We start from the raw sequence: 22,190 nt of genomic DNA, 5'->3' as shown, positions 1-22,190 counted from the left end.
ATTCATTTAATTATCACATACTATAAAAAACAGTGCTCTCCGAAGAGAACACTGATTTATAAGTCACTAATTTTTAATTAGTTTCCCTTGTAATGATGTGTCTCCCGTTTGTACAATAACGATATAAACGCCTTGCAGCCAGCTGGAAACTTCCACGTCTACCTCTCCGGAAGCCGCTTTCACTTCTTTACGGAATTTGACATTGCCCATGGCATCAAAAACTGTAATCTGTTTTGCCAGTAACTTTTCGTTACCTGTATTGTATGAGATTTTCACTTTTTCCTTCGCAGGATTTGGTATCATTTTCAGAGAAGAAACAGCAGCAGCGGTAACACTTCTTGATGCACTTCTCATGCCTATCCATTCCGGATCTACCGCTTTGGTACTAAACTTACATGTCTCATTATAGAATAAAACCTCGTCTGTGCCCTGGAAATTCGGATTTGGATAGAAAGCTAATGGATTAGCATTCAAATCATATACCCCTCCTGCAGGAATGGTAATAATAGACGGAATATAAGTTCCGTATCCGTTAACACTTGAAACGTTAAGACTTATTGGCTGTCCTCCGGCATTGTGAATAATACCAGAAACAGAGTAATGGTCTCCTACCCACTTCATTGGTTTAATATCTCCTTCAATCTTACAATCTGTTTCGTATCCACAATCTTTACCTGGATAGTAATTCATGGTTCCTGATGTATACTGACATCCTAAGTGATTTACCTGTAATTGGTATGTACCAGGAGAGCCGATATATAACGGGAAGATAAAGTTATTGTTCCCGGTTTGAATACTGTTTCCGAACAACATCCAGTCATGATGATCAAATACCCCTTTTGGTCCTATAATGTAATTCTTCTCTCTAAGACATTCATCATAGCATCCTGTAGGGAATACCCACATCAGGCTTTCAAGGCTTAATGGTACTTCTACAGAGCTGGATACTTTACAACCGCTTGGCGCAGTATAAGTAACCTGGAATACACCACCTTCATTGACTGTAATTGTCTGACCAGACATTCCATTACTCCAGTTATAATTTCCTGTAGATGGTCCTGATGCGGTTAACTGGATTTTATAAGGCTGGCAGCTTACCAAACTATACGTTGCCGTAATAGATGATGGCGGATTACTTACCGTAAGGGTAAAGTTTTTAGAGCTTACACATCCTGATGTACCCGGAGTTCTTACCTCAAGAGTATAAACATAAGTACCTGCAGCTAATGATCCTGTATTAAGAGTGATCGGATAAGGAGCAGAAGTCCATGGTATAACTACTGAACCTGCTTTCTTCCATTGGTATTCTAATGTATTATCTGTTACAAGACCAGTCAGTATGGTAGAAGATCCTGCACAGATAGTAGCTTTACCAGAAATATTTACATATGGAGCATTTTTAACCGTTACTGTTGCAGGTTTAGTACTCATGATGCTTGTTTTACAACCATCAGGTGATACCAATACCGGCCAGTAAGTTCCCGACTGAGTAGGCGTGAATGTCATTGAATTTGGAGCTCCAGGCACCGGCTGTGAACCATTCATCCAGATATACTGGCTGGCAGTTCCTACCGAACCATTAAATACAAGTGTAGGAACAGATCCTGCACAGGCAACTACGTTAACAGGTGAAATATTACCATCAATGGAAGCTTCATTCACGCTAATGTTTGCAATTGGTGAAATATATACACATCCGTTAGGAGTAGTTACTTTTAGCTGTATTGTCTTGGCACCACTTGTATTATAGGTAACCGTAGCAGTTGCTCCCGAAGCTACATACGCTGTACCATCAAAAAGCCATGTGTAGGTATTAGCCGAGTTGTATCCCGGTGCAGTGAATGTAATAGGTTCACGTACACATAGCCATGCCGGAACCAGGAAGCTGGTACTAGGAACCGGAGCTAATGTAATCGTCTGTGTAGTGGTACACGCTGGTTTCCCTGGCGCAGACATTGTCATGGTGAAGGTATAAGTACCTGGCGCAAGGTTGTTATAAGTAGCCGTCTGTCCTGTTTGAGTTGGCTGACCCGGGCTGGTGAATGTATACGTAATAGATGACTGGTTAATCTCAAATATAGTAGAACTGTTAAACAGAGTCACATTATATCCGCCTCCGCTGCACACCGTGCTTACACTGAATTTAGGCTCGTAGTTCTTTCTTACTTCTACTGCTTTGCTGTACCAGCATGAACCATATCTTAAACGTACAAAAACAATATGTGCTCCTGCAAGTGTAGTCTGATACGTTGCTGTAGGCTGTCCCTGAGGAGAAGTTAAAGTAAGTACGTTGTCTGATGACCATTCTATCTGATCAGGAGTTCCGTTATACGTTAACCCTGATGTTGAAATTGTATTACAACCTGACCACGCAGCTGTAAAGTTGATCTGAGGATCTGTATTACAAGTTCCGCTGCTTGGGCAAAGCTGGCTCACATTAATATTCTGTGAAGAAACCACACAACCATTAATATCTACAGCCTGTACTCTATAAGTTCCAAAAGCACCTGCACCGCCTATGGTGTATGAGTTGGTTGTAGCACCTGATATAGGTGAATTGTTTTGGAACCACTGCCAGGAAGTAATATTGGTAAGTCCTGTAGAACTATTTGCCGTAAGCGTATACGGTGTCATTGTTGTAGGATCACATACCAGGATATTATATACCGGAGAAACTGTAATAATAGTTTCAGGATAGATTGTAAAGTTTGCGCTTGCAGTAGGCTTATAGTTACATCCGTTAGTTCCTGTATAAGTTACTGTAACCGTTTGAGAAACGTTACTTCCTGATCCGTTTTGAATATATCCGTTATTAGGGAAGCTGTAATTTCCTGATGGATTATAAGTGGTATTATAGGTATTTCCGTTTGCAAAAGTGAAAGTTACACCCGTTGCTGAAGTGATTGATCCCTGATTAACAGAGAATGTAAGGTTGGAACCTAAACAGATTCCTCCAACATTTGTGAAGCTTACCACAGGAAGCGGTAATAAAGATACCGGAACACTGATGATTTTTGTAACTCCACATTTTACAACTCTCAGGTTCAGCATAGTGCTGCTTGTTGTAGAGATTTCGTTGAAGTTGACAGTAATGTTACTGGTACCCTGTCCTCCTACAACACTTCCGAAGTTAGGACTTGCGAATGTCCATTCCATAAAATCAGGAACAATACCGTTCAGATTTGCAGTAAATGTCTGTGTGCTGCTCGGACAGAAAGGTCCGCCCGGATTAGGATTAACCGTAATGGTATTAAGGTCTAACGGCGCTACACTGAACGAAATCGGAGCAGAAAGACATCCTGCATTACTCATCGATTTATTCTGTGCAGATACTGAATAGGATGAAGCACCCGTATTAAAGATAACCGTTACAGAAGATCCTGCATTACTACCCTGGATTGTTCCGTTAGTAACACTCCAAACCGGAACCATTCCCGGATCCACTGAACTGATGGTATACACATAAGGTTTTCCAGGACATACTTTTGTCTCACCTGAAATAGTTCCTGTAGGGGGCTGCGGAATTGGTAATACCTTAATAATTCTTGGGTTACTTTCACAATCTCCTCCTTGCTTCACAGCAACGATAGTATAGGTTCCCGCGGTGTTAAAAGTATAGCTGAATGGCCCGGATACTACTCCCGAAGTCACAGTAGAGCCTCCGGTAGTTACTTTCCAGATAACAGGTACATTAGGGGTAGCTGTAAATGTCTGGCTTGTTCCCGCACAGATCTCATCCGTACCGCCGCTTATCGTTACAGGCTGTTCAACAGTGATATCAATTGAGGCATTTCCTTCACAAGCTAATAAAGTATTGTAGTAGGTGGCCTCAAGGTGATATGTTCCGGGCTGAGTAGCCGAGAAAACAATTTCATTTCTCTGCTGGGTATTAACCAGCAGCCCTGTTCCAGGCCCGGATACATTCCAGTTAACTTTTGTCGTAGGCCATTGAGGAATAGAATAGGTATATTGCTTTCCGGCGCATACTTTATCCTGTCCTTTAACTTTTGCATTCTTTAAAATCACTGGGATTTTAACTGTAGTCCATTCAGGGCAGGCACATTCAGACATATACATGACATACCCGAAACCGTCCAGAGGATCCACCTGATCCCAAACTACTTCAATTTCGTTACCGTTATTGTTTATAATGTTTCCACCAATAACTTTCCATTGTCCTTTGTTACACCCATCCTGAGCATTGTATTTCTCAGTACTTCCTTCACATACTACAGAAGCACAATTGATCTGTACAGGATAAGATTTTACTACCTTGATTTCCTTTCTGTACTTGCTCTGGCATCCGCACTTATTGGTTACGGTAAGCTGAATGGTATAATTACCGGGATTAGTGTAGACATGAGACGGTTCAAAAGCTGTGGAAGTGGAAGTAGTTCCATCTCCGAACTGCCAGAAATAATTGACAATATCTGACCCTCCGTTTTGTTCGGAAAGGTTATCAAAATACACCGTTGTATTATTACATACCGTGTAATCCAGATTAAGCAATTCAAACTTAGCAATAGGTCTGTTGATTTTTTCAATACAGATGGTCTGTGTTTCCACAGTTCCGTCATTGTATGTGATAACAGCCTGTAAAGATCCATTACCAGCGGCACCCCACGTAACATACGCCAGGGTATTTCCGGTTCCGGAAATTGTGGCAGTTCCTCCTGAAACTGACCATTGTACATTAGAAACGTTGGATCCCTGAACAAGATATTTGACAGGGTCTATCGATTTCTCGCAGACGCGGAGGCACTGCGCAGAATTGATGTAGGAACTGGCGATACCGTTGTCAGGAACCTGACCTTCTTTTTCGCCACGGAATTCCTGGCAACCGACCTCTTCGGTCCATGTAATTTGAGCTTGTGCTTGCAGTACCCAGGGTACCAGAAGCCAACATAGCAGGAGCCATCTGAAGACGTGCTGCCTGCCAAAGTAGGTGTTGTTTTTCATAGTTATTAAAAAAGTGTTATTAATTTTTTGTCAAATTAATAAAAATAATAATACAAAAATCATTTAATCGTGAAAAAATAACATTATTTCACAACTGAATTTCAACAATATAAACAAATTCGTGATTATATGCTATTTCACCAACATATTAGTTATGTAAAAAAATCCTTATGCTACGGTCAATGTAGGCGCTCTAACCTCATTTTGATAGAATAAAATCATTCATTTTAGCTTATTAAAAACCAAAACAAACAACAAAAAATTAAATAAAATTAATTTTTTACTTTAAAACAATAATTTAAATTAAAATTAATCACATATAAAAACAGGTAAAACAACAAACTTTTATCCATTTCTTTTCTTAAAAATTTCTCATGTAATCCGACAATTTAATCTTCTTCTATTAGCGACACCTATACCCACCTGCACCGATATTCATAACCACGATAAAGAGAATTGCTGACAAGATTAAAATACTTTATCTTTGTTTTTTAAGGCTTATCATCAACATTATATTTGAATACACCTTCCCTATGAAAAACAACAGCTTTTTATTTTCTGCCAAAGGAATCTGTACAGCAGCTTTTATTTCCTTAAACACAATTGTTTATGCTCAGAAAACCGCAGATATCTCAACCATTTCGGACAAAACCTTAAACAGTATCCTGGAGAAGAACAGAGCTTATTACAGCCAGGGAAAAGTAGCCGATTACATTCCTGAACTGGGAAAAATGGATGCTAAAGCAATAGCCTTTTCAGTGGTAGACAAAAATGGGAAAGTATTCAATGCCGGAGATGTCAATAAAAAATTCACCATGCAGAGCATTTCCAAAATCATATCATTAATGGTGGCTGTCAATGAAAAAGGAGAAACCAATATCTTTGATAAAATGGGATATTTCGGTTCCGACAAACCTTTCAACCATTTTTCCAACCTTGAAACTACAGGAAAGCCGCTTAATCCTATGATGAATGCAGGGGCAATTCTTACTACTTCATTAATTTCCGGTGACGGAGAAAAACCATTCCTGAAGATACTGGATATGGTAAGGTACATCACCAAAAACCCGTCCATAGATTACAACAAATCAGTTTACGAATCTGAAAAATCAACAGGACACCGCAACCGTGGAATGTTTTATATTATGAAAAACAGCGGACTGATTTCGGGAAATGAAGACCAGCTGGACAACTATTTCAAGCAGTGTTCCATTGAACTTACCGCTGAGGATCTTGCTAAAATAGGTTATTTCTTTGCCAACCAGTGCGTAAGATTCGACGGAGATACCACTTTTAAAAATGCCGATATGGCCAAACTGATAGAATCACAAATGCTGACTGCCGGAATGTATGAGTTCAGCGGTGAATATTCCAGAATGGTAGGACTGCCAAGCAAATCCGGTGTAGGAGGCGGAATTACCGTAAGTGTTCCGGGAAAAATAGGAATCGGAGTTTTCAGTCCTGCTTTAGACCAGCATGGAAATTCTCTGGCCGGCTATCATATGATTTTAGATCTGGCCAAACAGTATGGATTAAGTATCTTTTAGTTTTTTAAACCAACAACAACTCACCTGCAATCCTGCTCACTGAAAGGAATTTTACTTCAATGATCCCACAAAGCATGCCAATGGCTTATTAACAAAAACAACAACAATCGACACATAAGAAACAGTAAGCATATCAAACACTTACTGTTTTTTTTATGAATTTCGGAAACATATATTAATTATTCTTAAAATATCCTATCTATTTCTTTATCAAAAGGATAGGAAAAATTCATAAATAATTTAAATTAAATCACAATATATTGATTAATTTTATATAAATTTGCACTGTCCATTTATCAGATTGACAAAGGAGATTCTTACACTTTCCGACTCTTATCACTGTATATTATTTTTTTGTAATATTACTCAAAACAAATCTCTTGTTTTTGAAATATTTTATTTTTTATTCCTATATTTGCTTAACATTTTTTTAACTATAAATAGTTATAGTTAAAATTACTAAGATTGTATCGTCACGTTTCTAAGAATAATAAAACAATAAATATACTTTAATAGCATTTGAATAATTACACTTTTTTCATTAAAAAATAGTTATCAAATTGCATTTATGATTAAGCATATTATATAATTTTATTATTTTTATTTCATCATAACAAAATATCATTGCACATCCCAATGATATTGATGTTTTGTTATGAAATAACATTAACTATCCCAATACCGTAAATGCTATGAAAAACTTGACCAAAATCAGGCTGATGCCCTTTGAACAACCGGACTCTAACCTTGTACTATGCAATCTATTCCAGAACAATAGATCATTGAATAATTACCATAAAACGATTCAATTCGTTAACGATCTAACAAAAACCAATTTTATTATATCATAATGATAAGCAATTGCCTTATTACCGAAAGGCAAAGTATGTTGTTATGAATCTCTGCTATCATTCAATAATTATCACGCCATGAAAAACTTAACCATTATTGGACTGACGCCTTTTGAAAAGCCGGACGTTACTCTTATATCCAGACTACACCAGGCGGGTGCATTTCCCGTTTTAAGTTTAGGAAATGAGATAACGGCTGCACAGGAAGCGTTACATCAACTTGATCAGATAGACGTACCATCTTATGGTATTTATTTTTCTGCAGACAACTTCGTCTCTCTTCAAATTCCTGAAAAGGTAAGATTTGCGATCCTTCCATTCGGAATGTCTAAGCCCTCTGCGCTGCCTGCAGTTTATCAGGTAACCAGTCTGGAAGAAGCAAGACAGGCTGAACAGGCGGGAGCAGAAGGAATCATTATCAAAGGAAATGAAGCAGGCGGATGGGTAGGCTATGAATCCACGTTTGTATTATTCCAGCGTGTGATCAAAGAAATCCAGAGCATTCCGGTGTGGGTACAGGGAGGAATAGGTCTCCATACCGCAGCGGCAACAAAAGCTTTGGGAGCAACAGGAATTGTACTGGACAGCCAGCTAGCGTTGTTCCCCGAAAGTTCAGTTCCTCAGGACCTCAAAGAAGTATGCTCAAAACTGAATGGTACAGAAACTAAGGTGATTGCCAACCATCGTGTATTGGTGAGACCCAACTCACCTTCCTTACCCGAGAATACAACTGCCGGAGATCTGAAACAATATTTTACAGGCCTGGATCTCAGCACTTGTTACATTCCAATGGGACAGGACATTTCGCTGGCCACAGATCTGTATGAAGACTTCAAAACACTGAAAAAACTTATTTTCGGTTTCAAAGAAGCCATGTACGGACATCTGAAGCAGGCAAAAGCACTCAAAGTAATTGATAAAGGAAACTCTTTAGCTCAGGAACTGGGACTGCAATATCCTATTGCTCAGGGCCCGATGACCCGTGTGAGTGACGTTCCTTCATTTGCCAACGCGGTAGCAGATGCCGGAGCTTTACCTTTTGTTGCTTTATCCTTATTGAAAGGAGAATCTGCAAAGTCTCTGGTAATGGACACCAAAAAGCTGGCCGGAGAAAAAACATGGGGAGTAGGAATTTTAGGATTTGCCCCTCAGGAATTAAGAGATGAGCAAACCTCTTATATATTGGAAGCAAAACCTCCGGTAGTTTTAATTGCAGGAGGAAGACCCGCACAGGCTAAAGTATTTGAAAAAGCCGGAATAAAATCATTCTTACACGTTCCTTCCCCCGCTCTTCTGGATATTTTCCTGAAAGAAGGAGCTAAAAACTTTATTTTTGAAGGACGTGAATGCGGAGGCCACGTAGGACCTCTGTCCAGCACAGTTCTTTGGGAAAAACAAATTGAACGTATTTTAAAAGAAGAGCATCCTGAAAACATCAGTGTATTTTTTGCAGGGGGAATTCATAACGCCTTTTCAACGGCATTTGTTTCCATCATGACAGCTCCGTTGGCTGCAAGAGGAGTAAAAATCGGGGTATTGATGGGTACAGCCTATCTGTATACTCATGAAGCTGTACAGACAGGAGCCATTCAGGAAGAATTTCAGTCCCAGGCTATGCAGGCGAAAGATACGGTCTTGCTGGAAACAGCTCCAGGACACGAAACCCGTTGTTTAAATACAGCTTTTGCCCACCATTTCAATACCGAAAAAGCAAAACTTCTTGCTGCCGGAATGGATAAAAAACAAGTCTGGGAACAGCTTGAAAAATTAAATGTAGGCCGTTTACGTATTGCTGCTAAAGGCATAGAACGACAGGGTGATAAGCTTGTCAATATTCCTAAAGAGGATCAGCTGGATTTGGGAATGTATATGATTGGACAGGTAGCCACCATGCAGAACCGTGTGATCTCATTGGCAGCACTTCATCAAAGCGTTGTAGACAATTACGAACATATTCAGGAGGCGGCATTACCGGAAGAACCCGTTTCTACGGAAAAACCGCTGGACATCGCCATCGTAGGAATGGAGTGTATTTTCCCGGGAGCTAAAAACCTTGATGAGTACTGGAGAAACATCATTCTTGGAAAAGACAGTGTCACTGAAGTACCCGATGAAAGATGGAATAAGGAATTATACTACCATCCGGATTCTGACGGACCGGATGTATCCCACTCCAAATGGGGAGGATTTATTCCTAAAATCGATTTCGATCCATTGGCATTCGGTATTCCACCACAATCTCTTGCCGCTATTGAACCTACTCAACTGTTAACTTTATTGGTTGCCAAGCGTGCCATGGAAGATGCAGGATATGGAGAAAAACACATCAACAGAGAAAACATTTCTGTCATCATAGGTGCTGAAGGAGGAAATGATCTTGCCAACAGCTATAGTTTCAGAGGATATTATAAGCAGGTTTTCGGAGAACTTCATGAAGAAGTAAAAGAAGCCTTCCCACATACGACTGAAGATTCTTTCCCGGGTATTCTGGCAAATGTAATCGCAGGTAGGATTACGAACAGATTAGACCTTGGCGGAAGAAACTTTACGGTAGATGCAGCATGTGCTTCTTCTTTGGCAGCCATTGATCTGGCATGTCAGGAACTTGTATTAGGAAAATCTGATATGGTTCTTGCCGGAGGGGCAGACTTACACAATGGAATTAACGATTATCTGATGTTCTCCAGCACGCATGCCCTATCCAAAAAAGGAAGATGTGCTACATTTGACAGTGATGCAGACGGTATTGCTCTTGGAGAAGGTATTGCCATCCTTGTTTTAAAAAGATATGAGGATGCCGTACGTGATGGAGACCGTATTTATTCAGTAATTAAAGGCGTTGGAGGATCCAGTGACGGTAAAGCATTGGGCTTGACCGCTCCAAGACAGATAGGTCAGGTAAGAGCATTAGAACGTGCTTACACCCAGGCAGGTATAAGCCCTGCATCTGTTGGATTAGTGGAAGCTCACGGTACAGGAACGGTGGTAGGTGATAAAACCGAATTAAGTGCACTGACTAATTTATTCAGCCGTTCAGGGGCATTACCCGGGCAGACTCATTTAGGATCTGTAAAAACACAGATTGGTCATACAAAATGTGCAGCAGGATTAGCAGGATTAATCAAAGCTTCTCTTGCAGTTTATCATGGTGTAAAGCCACCTACCCTTCACCTTCAGCAGCCTAACGCGTATTACAATGCAGAAACCAGTCCGTTTGCCTTCCATGCAGAAAGTGGATTATGGGCAGAGAAAAACCGTTATGCAGGGATCAGTGCTTTCGGATTTGGAGGAACAAACTTCCACACCGTTATTGCGAACCATCCAAAGCAGGATGATTCAATTGCCATGCAGTCATGGCCTTCAGAACTGTTTGTTTTCCGTGGAGATACATATGAAGAAGCGAAAGAACAGTCCGGTCAGATTAAAACTTTATTAGAAATTAATGATGGTATTCCGTTACAGGATATTGCCTACAGCTTAAGCATCAGTTCAGAAAAGCCTATCCAGTTCAGCATTGTGGCAGATACGGTTGAAGATCTGATGATGAAGGTTGAGCTGGTATTGCTAGGGATTGAGACTAAAGATACATTTACCGTGAATAAAAAAGAAGGTAAAGTAGCGTTCACATTCCCTGGACAAGGCAGCCAGAGAATCAATATGGCCCGTGACTTATTTGTCGTTTTCCCGGCCATGCGTAAGATTATTGATAATTATCCTGAGCTTGAAAAAGTGGTTTTCCCATCTAAAACTTTTAATGAGGCTGATGTAAAACAACAGAAAGAAACCATTAAAGATACCCGTTTAGCACAACCACTTTTAGGAATTGTAGACCTTGCATTGGCTCGATTCTTAGAATCATTGGGTATTATTCCGGATATGCTGGCAGGCCACAGCTACGGTGAAATTCCGGCTTTATGCTTTGCAGGAGTATTTGATGAAAATAAACTGGTAGATTTAAGTGTTCAGAGAGCTCAGTCTATTTTAAATTCTGTGGAAGGAGGAGATCCGGGTTCAATGCTGGCAGCAAGCGCTACAGCGGAACGCTTGCAACCGATTATTGCGAAAATAGAAGGATGTTATCCTGTCAACTTCAATGCGCCAACACAATGTGTGATCGCCGGAAATACGGATGCGATCAATAAACTGCTTGAGACACTTAAACAGGAAGGGATTTCTGCTAAAAAACTGGAAGTCGCCTGTGCATTCCACAGTCCGTTGTTAGCAAAATCCAAGGAATTATATGCTGAGGTATTGAAAGATATTCCTTTTGGGGAAATGCAGATTCCAGTGTGGTCCAATACCACGGCAGAAGTATATCCCGCAGATCCGGCAGAAATAAAAGAAAGACTTACTGACCACCTGGTACAGCCTGTAAGATTTGTAGAACAGCTGCAGGCCATGTACAATGACGGAGCAAGAATCTTCATTGAAGTAGGACCGGGAAAAGTTCTTACCGGATTAACCAAGTCCTGTCTGGAAAAAGATCAGCTGACCTTATATGTTGAAGACAACAGCCACAATAAATTCAGTCACCTGCTTTGTATGCTGGCACAATATTTAGGAACCGGCCGAAGCTTTAATATTGAAAAACTTTTTGATGGCCGAAACGTGAAGGTTATTGATCTAAACCAACCTGAGCTTTATAAGAAAAGTCCAGCCATCTGGCGTGTTAACGGGCAGACTGCCCATCCAACTCATGGTAATCTGCCATCTAATGGTGCATTACCACTCATAAACCCTATTCCCATGAACAATTTTACTACGAATCATCAGGCACCGGCAGCTGAAGCGCAATCTACCGCTGAACGTATGCTGCAGGAATATTTAAACAGTATGAAATTAATGATACAAGCACAACGCGATGTGATGCTTTCCTTTATAGGACAGAACCCTCAGGCGTTTCCTGCTCCTGTATATCATTCACCGGTGCAGGCTCCGGCTCAACAGCCAGTTTCTGCTATTCCGGTTCAGCCTGTTCAGCAGGAAAGACCCGTAGCCGTTGCAGCCGTGAAACAGGCTCCTTCAAAAGATATCAAATCCTTATTACTGCAGGTGGTAAGTGACAAAACAGGATATCCTCAGGAAATGCTGGGTATGGAAATGGACCTGGAAGCGGATTTAAGTATCGACTCTATCAAAAGAGTTGAGATCATCGGAACACTTCGTAACGAACTGGGAACTCTGGGCAACGGAAACACCAGCGAAGACACCGTTATGGAGCAGCTGGCAGGTATAAAAACATTAAGCGGATTAGTTTCATGGCTTACTGAATTCTCAAGTGCTGAAACAACTGCTGCCACAGAAAAAAATGGATCTGCGGCCGAATCAACAGCTTCAAAACTACAGGCTCAACCGGCATTTTCTCTTGAAGATCTTCAAAATGCGATTCTGAATATAGTAAGTGAGAAAACAGGATATCCAAAAGAAATGCTGGGTCTGGATCTGGATCTGGAAGCAGATTTGAGTATAGACTCCATTAAACGTATGGAAATTATCGGTGATCTTAAAACCAAAATCGGTTTCGGTCAAAACCTTGAACAGGCTGATGATGTGATGGAAAAACTGGCGGCCATTAAAACCCTTCGTGGTCTGGCAAGCTGGATCAGCGAAATGAATGGGGAAACCAACGAAGCAGTTCCGGAAGCGAAAGAAGAAAATACTACAGAGCCAACTCAAAATGTATTGTCACGTCTTCGTTTTGACATCACTCCTACTGATGTTTCTAAAGTACAAAATACTGAAGTATTGCAGGGAAAACGTTTTGCCATTACACAGGATAACAGCAAACAAACTTCTGCGATCAAAGAAACTCTGGAAAAACATGGAGCTATCGTAGAAATAGTAGATACGGATAAAGATCTTTCAAATATCGACGGATTAATTATGTTAGACCTATTCTCTGCCGTTGATAAACCAAGTATTATCGATCATGTAGATCTGATCAAGAAACTGGATTTTGATAAAGCAAAATGGGTATATCTTATTTCTGATATTCCTGCACATATTCAGGAAATTACAGATGCAAGTATATTACGTCATCATCAGGGATATCCGGGACTTTTCAAAAGTTTAGCCAGAGAATTTGATAATACAACATGCAGACTCATCAGCCTGAGCACCCCTCAGGAAGTAGATCAGATTGCTGAAATTACATTGAAAGAGATCCTTACCAACGATAAACCTGCTGAAGTGATTTATAAAAATGATCAGAGACACCAGGTAGACATCATTCCTTCTCCATTATCCACGAGTTTACATGAGGCCCATATCCAGCTAGATCAAAAATCTGTGGTATTGGTATTGGGAGGCGCACAGGGAATCACTGCTGAATTGGTAAAACATATGTCTCAGGCTTATCCTTGCACCTATATTCTGGTAGGAAGATCGGCAGACCCGAGAAATGAGCTTTCGGCTAAAGACTTTGAGGGGATGAAAACCAAAGAAGAAATCAGAGGTTTCCTGATCAAGTCTGGTCAATTCACTTCTCCTGCAGAAATAGAAAAAGAAACGACGAAGATTTTCAAAAATAATCAGATCCTGCGTACTATCCGTGACATGGAAAACCTTGGAAACACTATCATTTACCAATCACTGGATCTTTGTGACGAAGAAGGTTTAAGCAATCTGATCAGCAGTATTTATGAGAAATACAACCGTCTGGATGGAGTCATCCACGGAGCAGGTCTTTTAGAAGATAAATTATTCAAACAAAAGACCACAAGCTCCTTCGGACGTGTATTTGATACCAAAGTAAAACCACTTCGTGTATTGGCGGAACAGCTCCGTGAAGACTGCCAGTTTGTGGTATTATTCTCAAGTATTGCTTCCGTATACGGTAACAAAGGTCAGACCGATTATGCGGCCGCCAACAGTGTACTGGATGATTACGCGAAAGCTTTAAATAAAAGATTAAAAGGAAAAGTGATCTCTATCAACTGGGGCCCATGGAAAGGAGCCGGAATGGTCTCTTCCACCCTGGAATCTGAGTACGAGCGCAGAGGTATTTCCATGATTCCATTGGATGAAGGAAAAGAAATCTTCCTTAACGAAATTAAATACGGAACAGAAAGCCAGGTGCTGATCATGTCAGGAAATAATTGGTAAAACACTGTATAAACAAAGTATGAAAAAAACAGATGTTGCTGTAATTGGTTTATCCTGTGTCTTTCCCGGGGCACAGGATGCCAACACTTTCTGGCAGAATATTGTCAATAAAGTTGATTCTACCGAAGTCGCTCCGGCGGATCGGATAGATCCTGTTCATTTCAGTGATGCCACAAGTCCCGTTGACCGTTTTTACTGTCAGCGCGGAGGATTTATCCCTGATTATACATTCGATCCTACCGCATTCGGTATTTTACCACTGGCTGTTGAAGGAACGGAACCCGACCATTTGCTTACCCTTGATCTGGTACAGAAAGCACTGGAAGATGCAGGTATATTTCAGAAAAACATTTCCCTTGAAAAAACGGGAATCATCATCGGGAAAGGAAACTATACCGGTCCGGGAGCAACCCGTGCTATCGAAATTGTAAGAACCGGAGAACAGATTTCCTCATTATTACAGGAACTGTTACCTCATGTTTCTTCTTCCGATATTGAAAGGGTAAAACATGCTTTTCAACAACGTAAAGGACGTTTTGCAGCAGATACCGCCATGGGATTAATTCCGAACCTTGTTGCTTCTCTTGTCGCCAACCGTTTCAATCTGGGAGGCGCTGCATTTACCGTGGATGCCGCTTGTGCCTCTGCTTTAATCGCTGTAGATCATGCTGTACAGGAACTTCAGAGAGGCCGTTCCGATATCATGATCGCAGGAGGTGTACACACAGGACAGAACGCTGCCTTCTGGAGTATTTTTGCCCAGCTGGGAGCGATGTCACGCCAGCAGCAGATCAAGCCGTTCAGTAGTGATGCTGACGGGTTACTGATTGGTGAAGGCTGTGGTTTCGTAGTCTTAAAAAGACTGGAAGATGCCGTTCGTGATCAGGATAAAATCTATGCTGTGATCAAAGGTGTAGGCGTAAGCAGTGATGGTACCGGAACCAGCGTAATGAGCCCGTCCGTAAAAGGTCAGCTGAAAGCGTTGGAACAGGCATGGATCAATGCTGATTTAGATAAAAATAAAGTGGGATACCTTGAGGCTCACGGCACAGGAACACCGCTTGGAGATAAAACAGAACTTCAGACCTTAGCCCAATTCTTTGGAAAAGAAGAATCAGCTCAGGCAGCAGGTATCGGATCTGTGAAATCCAATATCGGACATGCTATGCCGGCTGCAGGCATTGCAGGACTGATTAAAACCTGTCTGGCATTGCATCACGATACTTTGCCGCCAACCTTGTATTGTGAGAATCCCACTGCAGAGATGCAGAACACAAGATTCGAACCGGTACAGGAAGCCAGAAACTGGTCAAAAACAGGACTACCAAAAGTAGCTGCGGTGAATGCTTTCGGATTCGGAGGAATCAATGCACACGTTGTTTTGGAAGGGTATGATATGCCTAAAAAAGATCAGGTATTGATCTTGGCCAGACCTACTCACGAAGAACTGCTATCTGCATTACAAAATAATGAAACAACTATCGGCGAAGGAGATTTCAGAGTTGCGATATTCGATCCAACTCCTGCCAGAATAGAAAAAGCCATAAAAATTGTTTCCAAAAATATCATCTGGAAAAACAAACAGGATATCTGGTACACTTCTACCCCATTATTAAAAGATGGAGGTAAAGTAGCCTTTGTATTCCCTGGATTAGATGGTCTGGCAAAAGGTGAGGTAGAAACGGTAAGCCGTTATTTCGGATTGTCAGCACCTATCGAAACAGAAGGTGAAGGGCTTCTAACCGATGCTTTAAACATTTTCAACAACTGCAGTATCCTTGATAATTCACTTAAAAAACTGGGAATTATTCCGGATATGAATGCAGGACACAGCTTAGGAGAATGGCTGGCCGGTTACTCTTCGGAATTAGCAGAAGCCAATTCTGTAAAAGCTTTAATTGACGTGCTGAACCCTGAAACTTTTGAATTAAAAGATTCCAGATTCATCGCCATAGGAGCCGGAATTGAGGTAGTACAGCCTTTTATTTCAGAAATTTCAGACTTATATATTTCCAATGATAACTGCCCTAATCAGGTGATTCTTTGCGGAAGCAATACTGCTCTGGATGAGTTGGTTCCCTTGTTAAAAGCAAAACAGATCTTCCATCAGGTATTGCCGTTCCAGTCAGGATTCCACTCTCCTTTTATCGCTGATAAATTGGATGTGATCCTTGCGGGGATGGAAAAAGCACAGTTCCAGCAGACGAAAATCCCATTGTGGTCTGCCACCACTTTAGAACCTTATCCTGCAGATCAGGCAGCGATCAGAAAACTGAGTGCCGAGCATTTGGTAGAACCTGTCCGTTTCCGTGAACTGACAGATAAATTATACGAAGAAGGCGCAAGAGTCTTCATTCAGGTCGGAACTGGCGGTCTGATTGGATTTATTGATGATACGTTAAAAGGAAAAGCATTCAGTACGATTGCTTCCAGCGTTCCGACCCGTTCTGCATTGGCTCAATTACAAAGAGTAGTTGCTTCATTATTTGTAGAAGGAAAAACAATTGCCCTTGACTTTTTAGAGATTCAAAATCATTCGAAAAAAGCTTCAGGAAAAGGCATTAAACTGGAATTAGGTTCACCTATCATCCGGAATTTTAAAGAGGTGAAAGCGTTGGCTCAGTCTTTTGACACGCCAAAACAATATGCAGCAACAGCTTCAGCTATTGCCACAAAAAGCGGACATCCTCTGGTACAGGCATTCCAGGATAACGTTGCCGATATGATCCGTATGCAGGAAGAAGTATTGACTTTATTCCAGAACCGTCCGGAAATCACCATCCAAAGACCTGCTCCTGTAGCTCCAGCCCCACAACCCATAAGAAGTACGACCTTTACAAAAGATCTGTATGTAACACTGGAAAGCCATCCATACCTGATCGACCACAGTTTATTGAGACAGCCCAAAGGCTGGGCTCATGTAGCAGATATGGAACCGGTTATTCCGATGACGATGATTTTTGAGCAATTAGCAGAAATCGCAGAAGCAGAAATCCCGGGAACATTGGTTCATAAAATCATGAATGTAAGTGTATTCCAATGGATGAACGTGGCCAAACCTTTCGAAAAAACCGTAAAAGGAGAATGGCGTTCACCGAATCATGCCTATCTTGACATTGAAAACTTTGCCAACGCAGAAGTAGTCTTAAAATCTGCTCCTGTTCCAACACCTGACTTCAATCTTTCCATCGGTCATCTTTTACCCATTGAAAGAACGCCTGAGGAAATCTATGACATGCACATGTTCCATGGAGACCAATACCAGGGAATTACGGAAGTTTCTGCCGTTGGAGATAAAGGAATCATCGGGAAGATAAAAGGAAACGGAGGTAAAGGTTCTTTACTGGATAATGCAGGACAGCTTTTCGGGCTTTGGCTTCAGCTTACTTTGGTGAAAGACCGTATTGCATTCCCTGTAAAAATCAGAGATATTGAATTCTTCGGAGATATGCATGATCAGGAAGGTATTTTTGAATGTACCTGCATGCTCACCGAATTGAATGATGAATTTGCCATAGCCGATATCATCCTGAAAAGAGACGGAAAAGTATGGTGCGCCATTACGGGCTGGCAAAACAGAAGACTGGAAATTGATGCCGCCTTATGGAATGTTTCCATGTCACCACTGCACAACCGCCTTTCGGAAGAGATTGCTCCTGATGTATTCTTCTTCCACCAAGCCTATACAAGAGTCGCTTCATGGGATTTTATCCTGAAAAGATATTTCAACCAAACGGAAAAACAGCATCACCAGCAGCTATTACCTAACAAAAAGAAAAACTGGATGGTAAGCCGTGTAGCGGTGAAAGATGCCGTAAGAAATCTTCTTCGCAAAGAAAAAAATCATGCCTGCTTCCCGATCACGTTTGAAATCCGTTCCGATGAAGTGGGGAAACCTTACCTTATCAGTGATTTTACAGATAACATCCATATTTCTCTGGCTCATAAAGGAAAAGAAGCTGTTGGGATCGCGAGATATGGAAAATCTGTAGGAATTGATATGGAACTGATGGAAGAACGCAGTTCAGGATTCTATGACATGGTATTTACCGACAAAGAATTAACCTTATTAAAAGACAGAGATCAGGCGGAGTGGACCACCCGTTTCTGGGTCGCCAAGGAAGCTTACGGAAAGTTTCTGGGAACAGGACTGAAAGGGAATCCTAAAGCCTTCGAAGTCGAAGAAATAAAAGATGATCACTTGTGGATCAACAACATTGAAATCAAAACTATTAAACATAAAAATTATATTATCGGATGGACACTGTAAACGCAACATTAAAAATGAACCACGAAGAACTTTTTACTTTATTAAAAGGTTTTATTACTGAAGTGATAGGTGCTGAATTTGTAGAAGAGATGGATATTACTCCTGAAAGTTCATTCACCAGAGATCTTGAAATGGACAGCATTGAGATTGTCTCTTTCTCTGAAAAGATCAAGGCGCATTTTGGCGATCAGATCGACTTTACAGGTTGGTTATCATCTATGGATCTTGACCAGCTTATTAATCTTGACCTTAGTATGATCATCAATTATATCTACGAATGCCAATAATCACTGTCAATAACAGACAAGTTCATATACAGGAACTCAACAAAGGAGCCGGACAAACCGTGGTACTCATCCACGGTATGTTCAGCAACCTGTCCATTTATTATTTTAATATTGCCCCTGTGCTGGCAAAACATTTCCATGTGGTGATGTACGATCTGAAAAGCCACGGTATGAGTGAACGCTTTCTGGATGGGTACGACCTTGACAATATGTCATCTGATTTAATAGGTTTAATAGATCATCTTCAACTGGAAAAAGTACACCTTGTCGGCTATAGTTTCGGAGGTCTTATTGCTTTAAAAACAGCTTTAGAATACCCGGACCGCGTGAATCAGCTAGTGGTGATCGAAGCGCCGGATCCTCAGGATGAAAAAGCCCGTAACATCATTGATGAATACAGCAAGGAATTTCTTGAGCACTATGTAGCCAACTTTACAGACACCACCAAAGTACAGATGGGCAAAAGACAAATGGAGAAGAACCACCGTATGTATGAATTTCTGTTTAACCAAACCAGCATTAAAGCAGATATGATTAAGGAAAAACATTTCCTTGGTGAAGCCCATTTTAATGAATTAACGGCTCCTGCGCTATTGCTTTATGGCGCTGATTCCAACTGCAGACCTACCGGTGAGTGGCTGCAATCTCAAATCAGCCAGTCTGAACTTGAATTAATCCCGGGTGATCACAATATTCCTATCCAGGAACCAAATCTGATTGCTGAAACGATTGCTCAATTTTTATCTAAAATCCTAACACAAAACCATGGCTAAATTTGCATTTATAGTTCCACCATTGACAGGTCATGTCAACCCTACCTTAAGCATCGGTGCTACGCTGCTGGAAAGAGGACATGAAGTAGCCTGGATCAGCCTTGACCCGACTTTAGAGGCCAAACTTCCCGAAGGAGGAAAATTATTACTGATCCAGTACGATCAGACCGACGAAGAAAAAAAAGAAAGTGAACAATATCTCGATATTATCTCCAAAAAAGTAGTGTATGGTATAGACAGCGTTAAGTTCCTGTATGAAGAGGTTCTTATCCCGCTGAACAGACATTGCTATAATGGTATTGTTGCTTTATTAAAAACAGAGCAGCCCGATTTGATTATCGGGGATCATCAGTTATTTGCAGCTCCGGTTGCAGCCAAAACTCTTGGTATTCCTTATGCCACTTCTGTTACCGCTCCGGCAGCCATCAAAATTATGAATGAGCTTCCAAAAGTACACGAATGGGAAGTGAATCAAATCATTGATCTGCAGAAAGAACTCGGTTTCCGGGAAGAACGTTCTCTGGCGACGTCAGACCTTCTAACTCTGGTTTTGACTTCCGGCTATTTCTTTGGGGAAATGGAGGATCTGCCGTCTCAATACCAGTTCACAGGTCCGGTTCTTACGGAAAGACGTGTTTCATGTGAATTCGACTGGGAGAGATTAAAAAGCAAAGACAATAAAAAGATCTTAGTAAGTATCGGAACTACCTTCGATCACGATCATAAAAAGGCATTTTTCCAAAAGGTAATCGATGCTTTTAAAGATGAAGATTTAACCGTTGTAGTCGTTTCTGATCCACAGCTTTTTGAGCAGTGGCCGGACAATTTTATGGTGTATCAACAAGTTCCGCAACTGGATCTGCTGCCTCATCTTGACGGCGTAGTTTGCCATGGCGGTCATAATACCGTATCTGAAACATTATCCAATGGTATTCCTTTGGTCGTGATTCCTATTGCCTATGATCAGTCGCATGTTGCAGGACGTGTGGTGCGTACAGAAGCGGGTGAGCGCCTTAATTTTAACCGATTTAAAGCCAATCACCTGAGAGAAGCCGTACACAAGATTTTAAATACTCCGGGCTACCGTGAAGCGGCTCAGAAAGTAGGAAAGTCTTTTGTGGAAGCAGGAGGCGCTGCTACAGCAGCCAACCTATTGGAACAGGCTATAGTAAAGGCTTCAAAACCTGAAAAACCGTCTAGATTTTTATTTGTAGTTCCTCCATTTTTTGGACATGTGAGCCCTACTTTAAGTGTGGGAGCGAGTTTAATTGCCCGCGGACATGAAGTAAAATGGTTTGGGATTACCCCGTTAGACAGTAAACATATTCCTGAAGGAGGTTCTTATTTCTACCCTGAAGAAGATCTTGTTCCGTATCAGGAAGAAATTGCCCGTATCTTGAAAAGGCAGGACGACGGACCCGCATGCTCCGGTCCTGAAGTAATGAAACTGGCACTGGAAGAAACCTATGTTCCTTTCGCTAAAATGATGATGCCGGGATTAACGAGACTCACTGAAAGCTGGATACCTGACGTGATTGTAAATGACTGTATCACTTTCGGAGGGGCTCTTTTCGCCCATAAAAACAATATTCCTTGTGTAACGACAACTCCTGTACCACCAGATGTGATGGGAGATACGGAAAAAAGTGCTCCAAAAATCTGGGAATGGCAGCAAAACCTTATCAAAGACCTGCAAAAAGAAGTAGGAATTCATGAGGAGGGAATTTATATCCATTCTCACAAACTGAATATGGTGTTTACCTCCCAGGCTTTCGCAGGATTTGAAACCGTTCCGCCTCATATGAAATTTGTGGGCCCGGTAAAAGGACGTCCGAATGATGCTCTGTTTGACTGGGATAAACTGAATGCGTCTACCACTCCAAAAATCTTTGTATCATTGGGAACGCTGCTGGTAGACATCAGAAAAGCTTTTTTTGAAAAAATCATTGCAGCATTTAAAGACCAGCCGGTGACCGTGATTGCTGCTACTCCACCCGAAATTTTTGAAGAATGGCCGGATAACTTTATCGTGAACAGCTTTGTGCCACAATCGGCAGTGATGCAGCGAATGGATATGGTAATCTGCCACGGTGGTTTCAATACTGTAAATGATACTTTCCGTAACGGATTGCCCATGCTGATCACGCCTATTGCTTATGATCATTTCCATATTGCCAAACTGATCGAACAGGCAGGCTGCGGAATCAGCATCCGGTACAAAAGACTCCGCGTAGAGGCCCTTCGTGAAACCGTTTTTGAATTATTGGAAAATCCTAAATACAGAACTGCCGCTCAGGAAGTAAGAAATACATTCACCCTTGCCGGAGGAAATGACAAAGCGGTAGAGCTGTTAGAAAATTTTGTAAACGAACATTCAACATTAGCTTCTGTGTAGCCTA

The 22,190-nt window shown here is 41.3% G+C and carries 7 protein-coding genes; 6 read left to right on the top strand and 1 reads right to left on the bottom strand.

The window, feature by feature from the left end:
* Positions 1-66: 66 nt before the first annotated feature.
* On the bottom strand, positions 67-4,959 hold the full coding sequence (locus JNG87_RS14750; RefSeq protein WP_202839157.1) for a PKD domain-containing protein: 4,893 nt from the start codon (positions 4,957-4,959) through the stop codon (positions 67-69).
* A gap of 533 nt (positions 4,960-5,492) precedes the next feature.
* Between JNG87_RS14750 and glsA the strand changes: the two genes are divergently transcribed.
* From glsA to JNG87_RS14720, 6 genes are all read left to right on the top strand, one after another.
* Positions 5,493-6,506 carry a glutaminase A gene (gene glsA, locus JNG87_RS14745; protein ID WP_202839154.1) on the top strand — a complete coding sequence of 338 codons (1,014 nt, stop codon included), beginning with the start codon at positions 5,493-5,495 and terminating at the stop codon, positions 6,504-6,506.
* A 929-nt stretch (positions 6,507-7,435) separates the two neighbouring features.
* Entirely contained in the window at positions 7,436-14,461 is a 7,026-nt protein-coding gene (locus tag JNG87_RS14740; protein ID WP_202839147.1) for a type I polyketide synthase, read from the top strand.
* Between the two features lie 19 nt (positions 14,462-14,480).
* Positions 14,481-18,731 (top strand): type I polyketide synthase, encoded by a 4,251-nt coding sequence (locus JNG87_RS14735; RefSeq protein ID WP_202839138.1) that lies wholly within the window; start codon positions 14,481-14,483, stop codon positions 18,729-18,731.
* On the top strand, positions 18,719-19,018 hold the full coding sequence (locus JNG87_RS14730; protein WP_034696900.1) for an acyl carrier protein: 300 nt from the start codon (positions 18,719-18,721) through the stop codon (positions 19,016-19,018). Before JNG87_RS14735 ends, JNG87_RS14730 begins: the two co-directional genes overlap by 13 nt.
* Complete coding sequence (locus JNG87_RS14725) at positions 19,009-19,791, top strand: alpha/beta fold hydrolase (protein WP_202839136.1); 783 nt, start codon at positions 19,009-19,011, stop codon at positions 19,789-19,791. Before JNG87_RS14730 ends, JNG87_RS14725 begins: the two co-directional genes overlap by 10 nt.
* The gene (locus JNG87_RS14720) at positions 19,784-22,186 is read left to right on the top strand and encodes a glycosyltransferase (RefSeq protein ID WP_202839134.1); all 2,403 of its coding nucleotides are present in this window, start codon (positions 19,784-19,786) and stop codon (positions 22,184-22,186) included. Before JNG87_RS14725 ends, JNG87_RS14720 begins: the two co-directional genes overlap by 8 nt.
* Positions 22,187-22,190: the final 4 nt, after the last annotated feature.

Source organism: Chryseobacterium cucumeris, assembly GCF_016775705.1.
Classification (GTDB): Bacteria; Bacteroidota; Bacteroidia; order Flavobacteriales; family Weeksellaceae; genus Chryseobacterium; species Chryseobacterium cupriresistens.
Note: the sequence above shows the minus strand (reverse complement) of the source record. Positions and strands in the feature narration are given on the sequence as shown.

Bases quoted from the DNA above. Each gene is read 5' to 3' on its own strand.
- JNG87_RS14750 (WP_202839157.1), bottom strand. From the start codon at position 4,959: ATGAAAAACAACACCTACTTTGGCAGGCAGCACGTCTTCAGATGGCTC.
- glsA (WP_202839154.1), top strand. From the start codon at position 5,493: ATGAAAAACAACAGCTTTTTATTTTCTGCCAAAGGAATCTGTACAGCA.
- JNG87_RS14740 (WP_202839147.1), top strand. From the start codon at position 7,436: ATGAAAAACTTAACCATTATTGGACTGACGCCTTTTGAAAAGCCGGAC.
- JNG87_RS14735 (WP_202839138.1), top strand. From the start codon at position 14,481: ATGAAAAAAACAGATGTTGCTGTAATTGGTTTATCCTGTGTCTTTCCC.
- JNG87_RS14730 (WP_034696900.1), top strand. From the start codon at position 18,719: ATGGACACTGTAAACGCAACATTAAAAATGAACCACGAAGAACTTTTT.
- JNG87_RS14725 (WP_202839136.1), top strand. From the start codon at position 19,009: ATGCCAATAATCACTGTCAATAACAGACAAGTTCATATACAGGAACTC.
- JNG87_RS14720 (WP_202839134.1), top strand. From the start codon at position 19,784: ATGGCTAAATTTGCATTTATAGTTCCACCATTGACAGGTCATGTCAAC.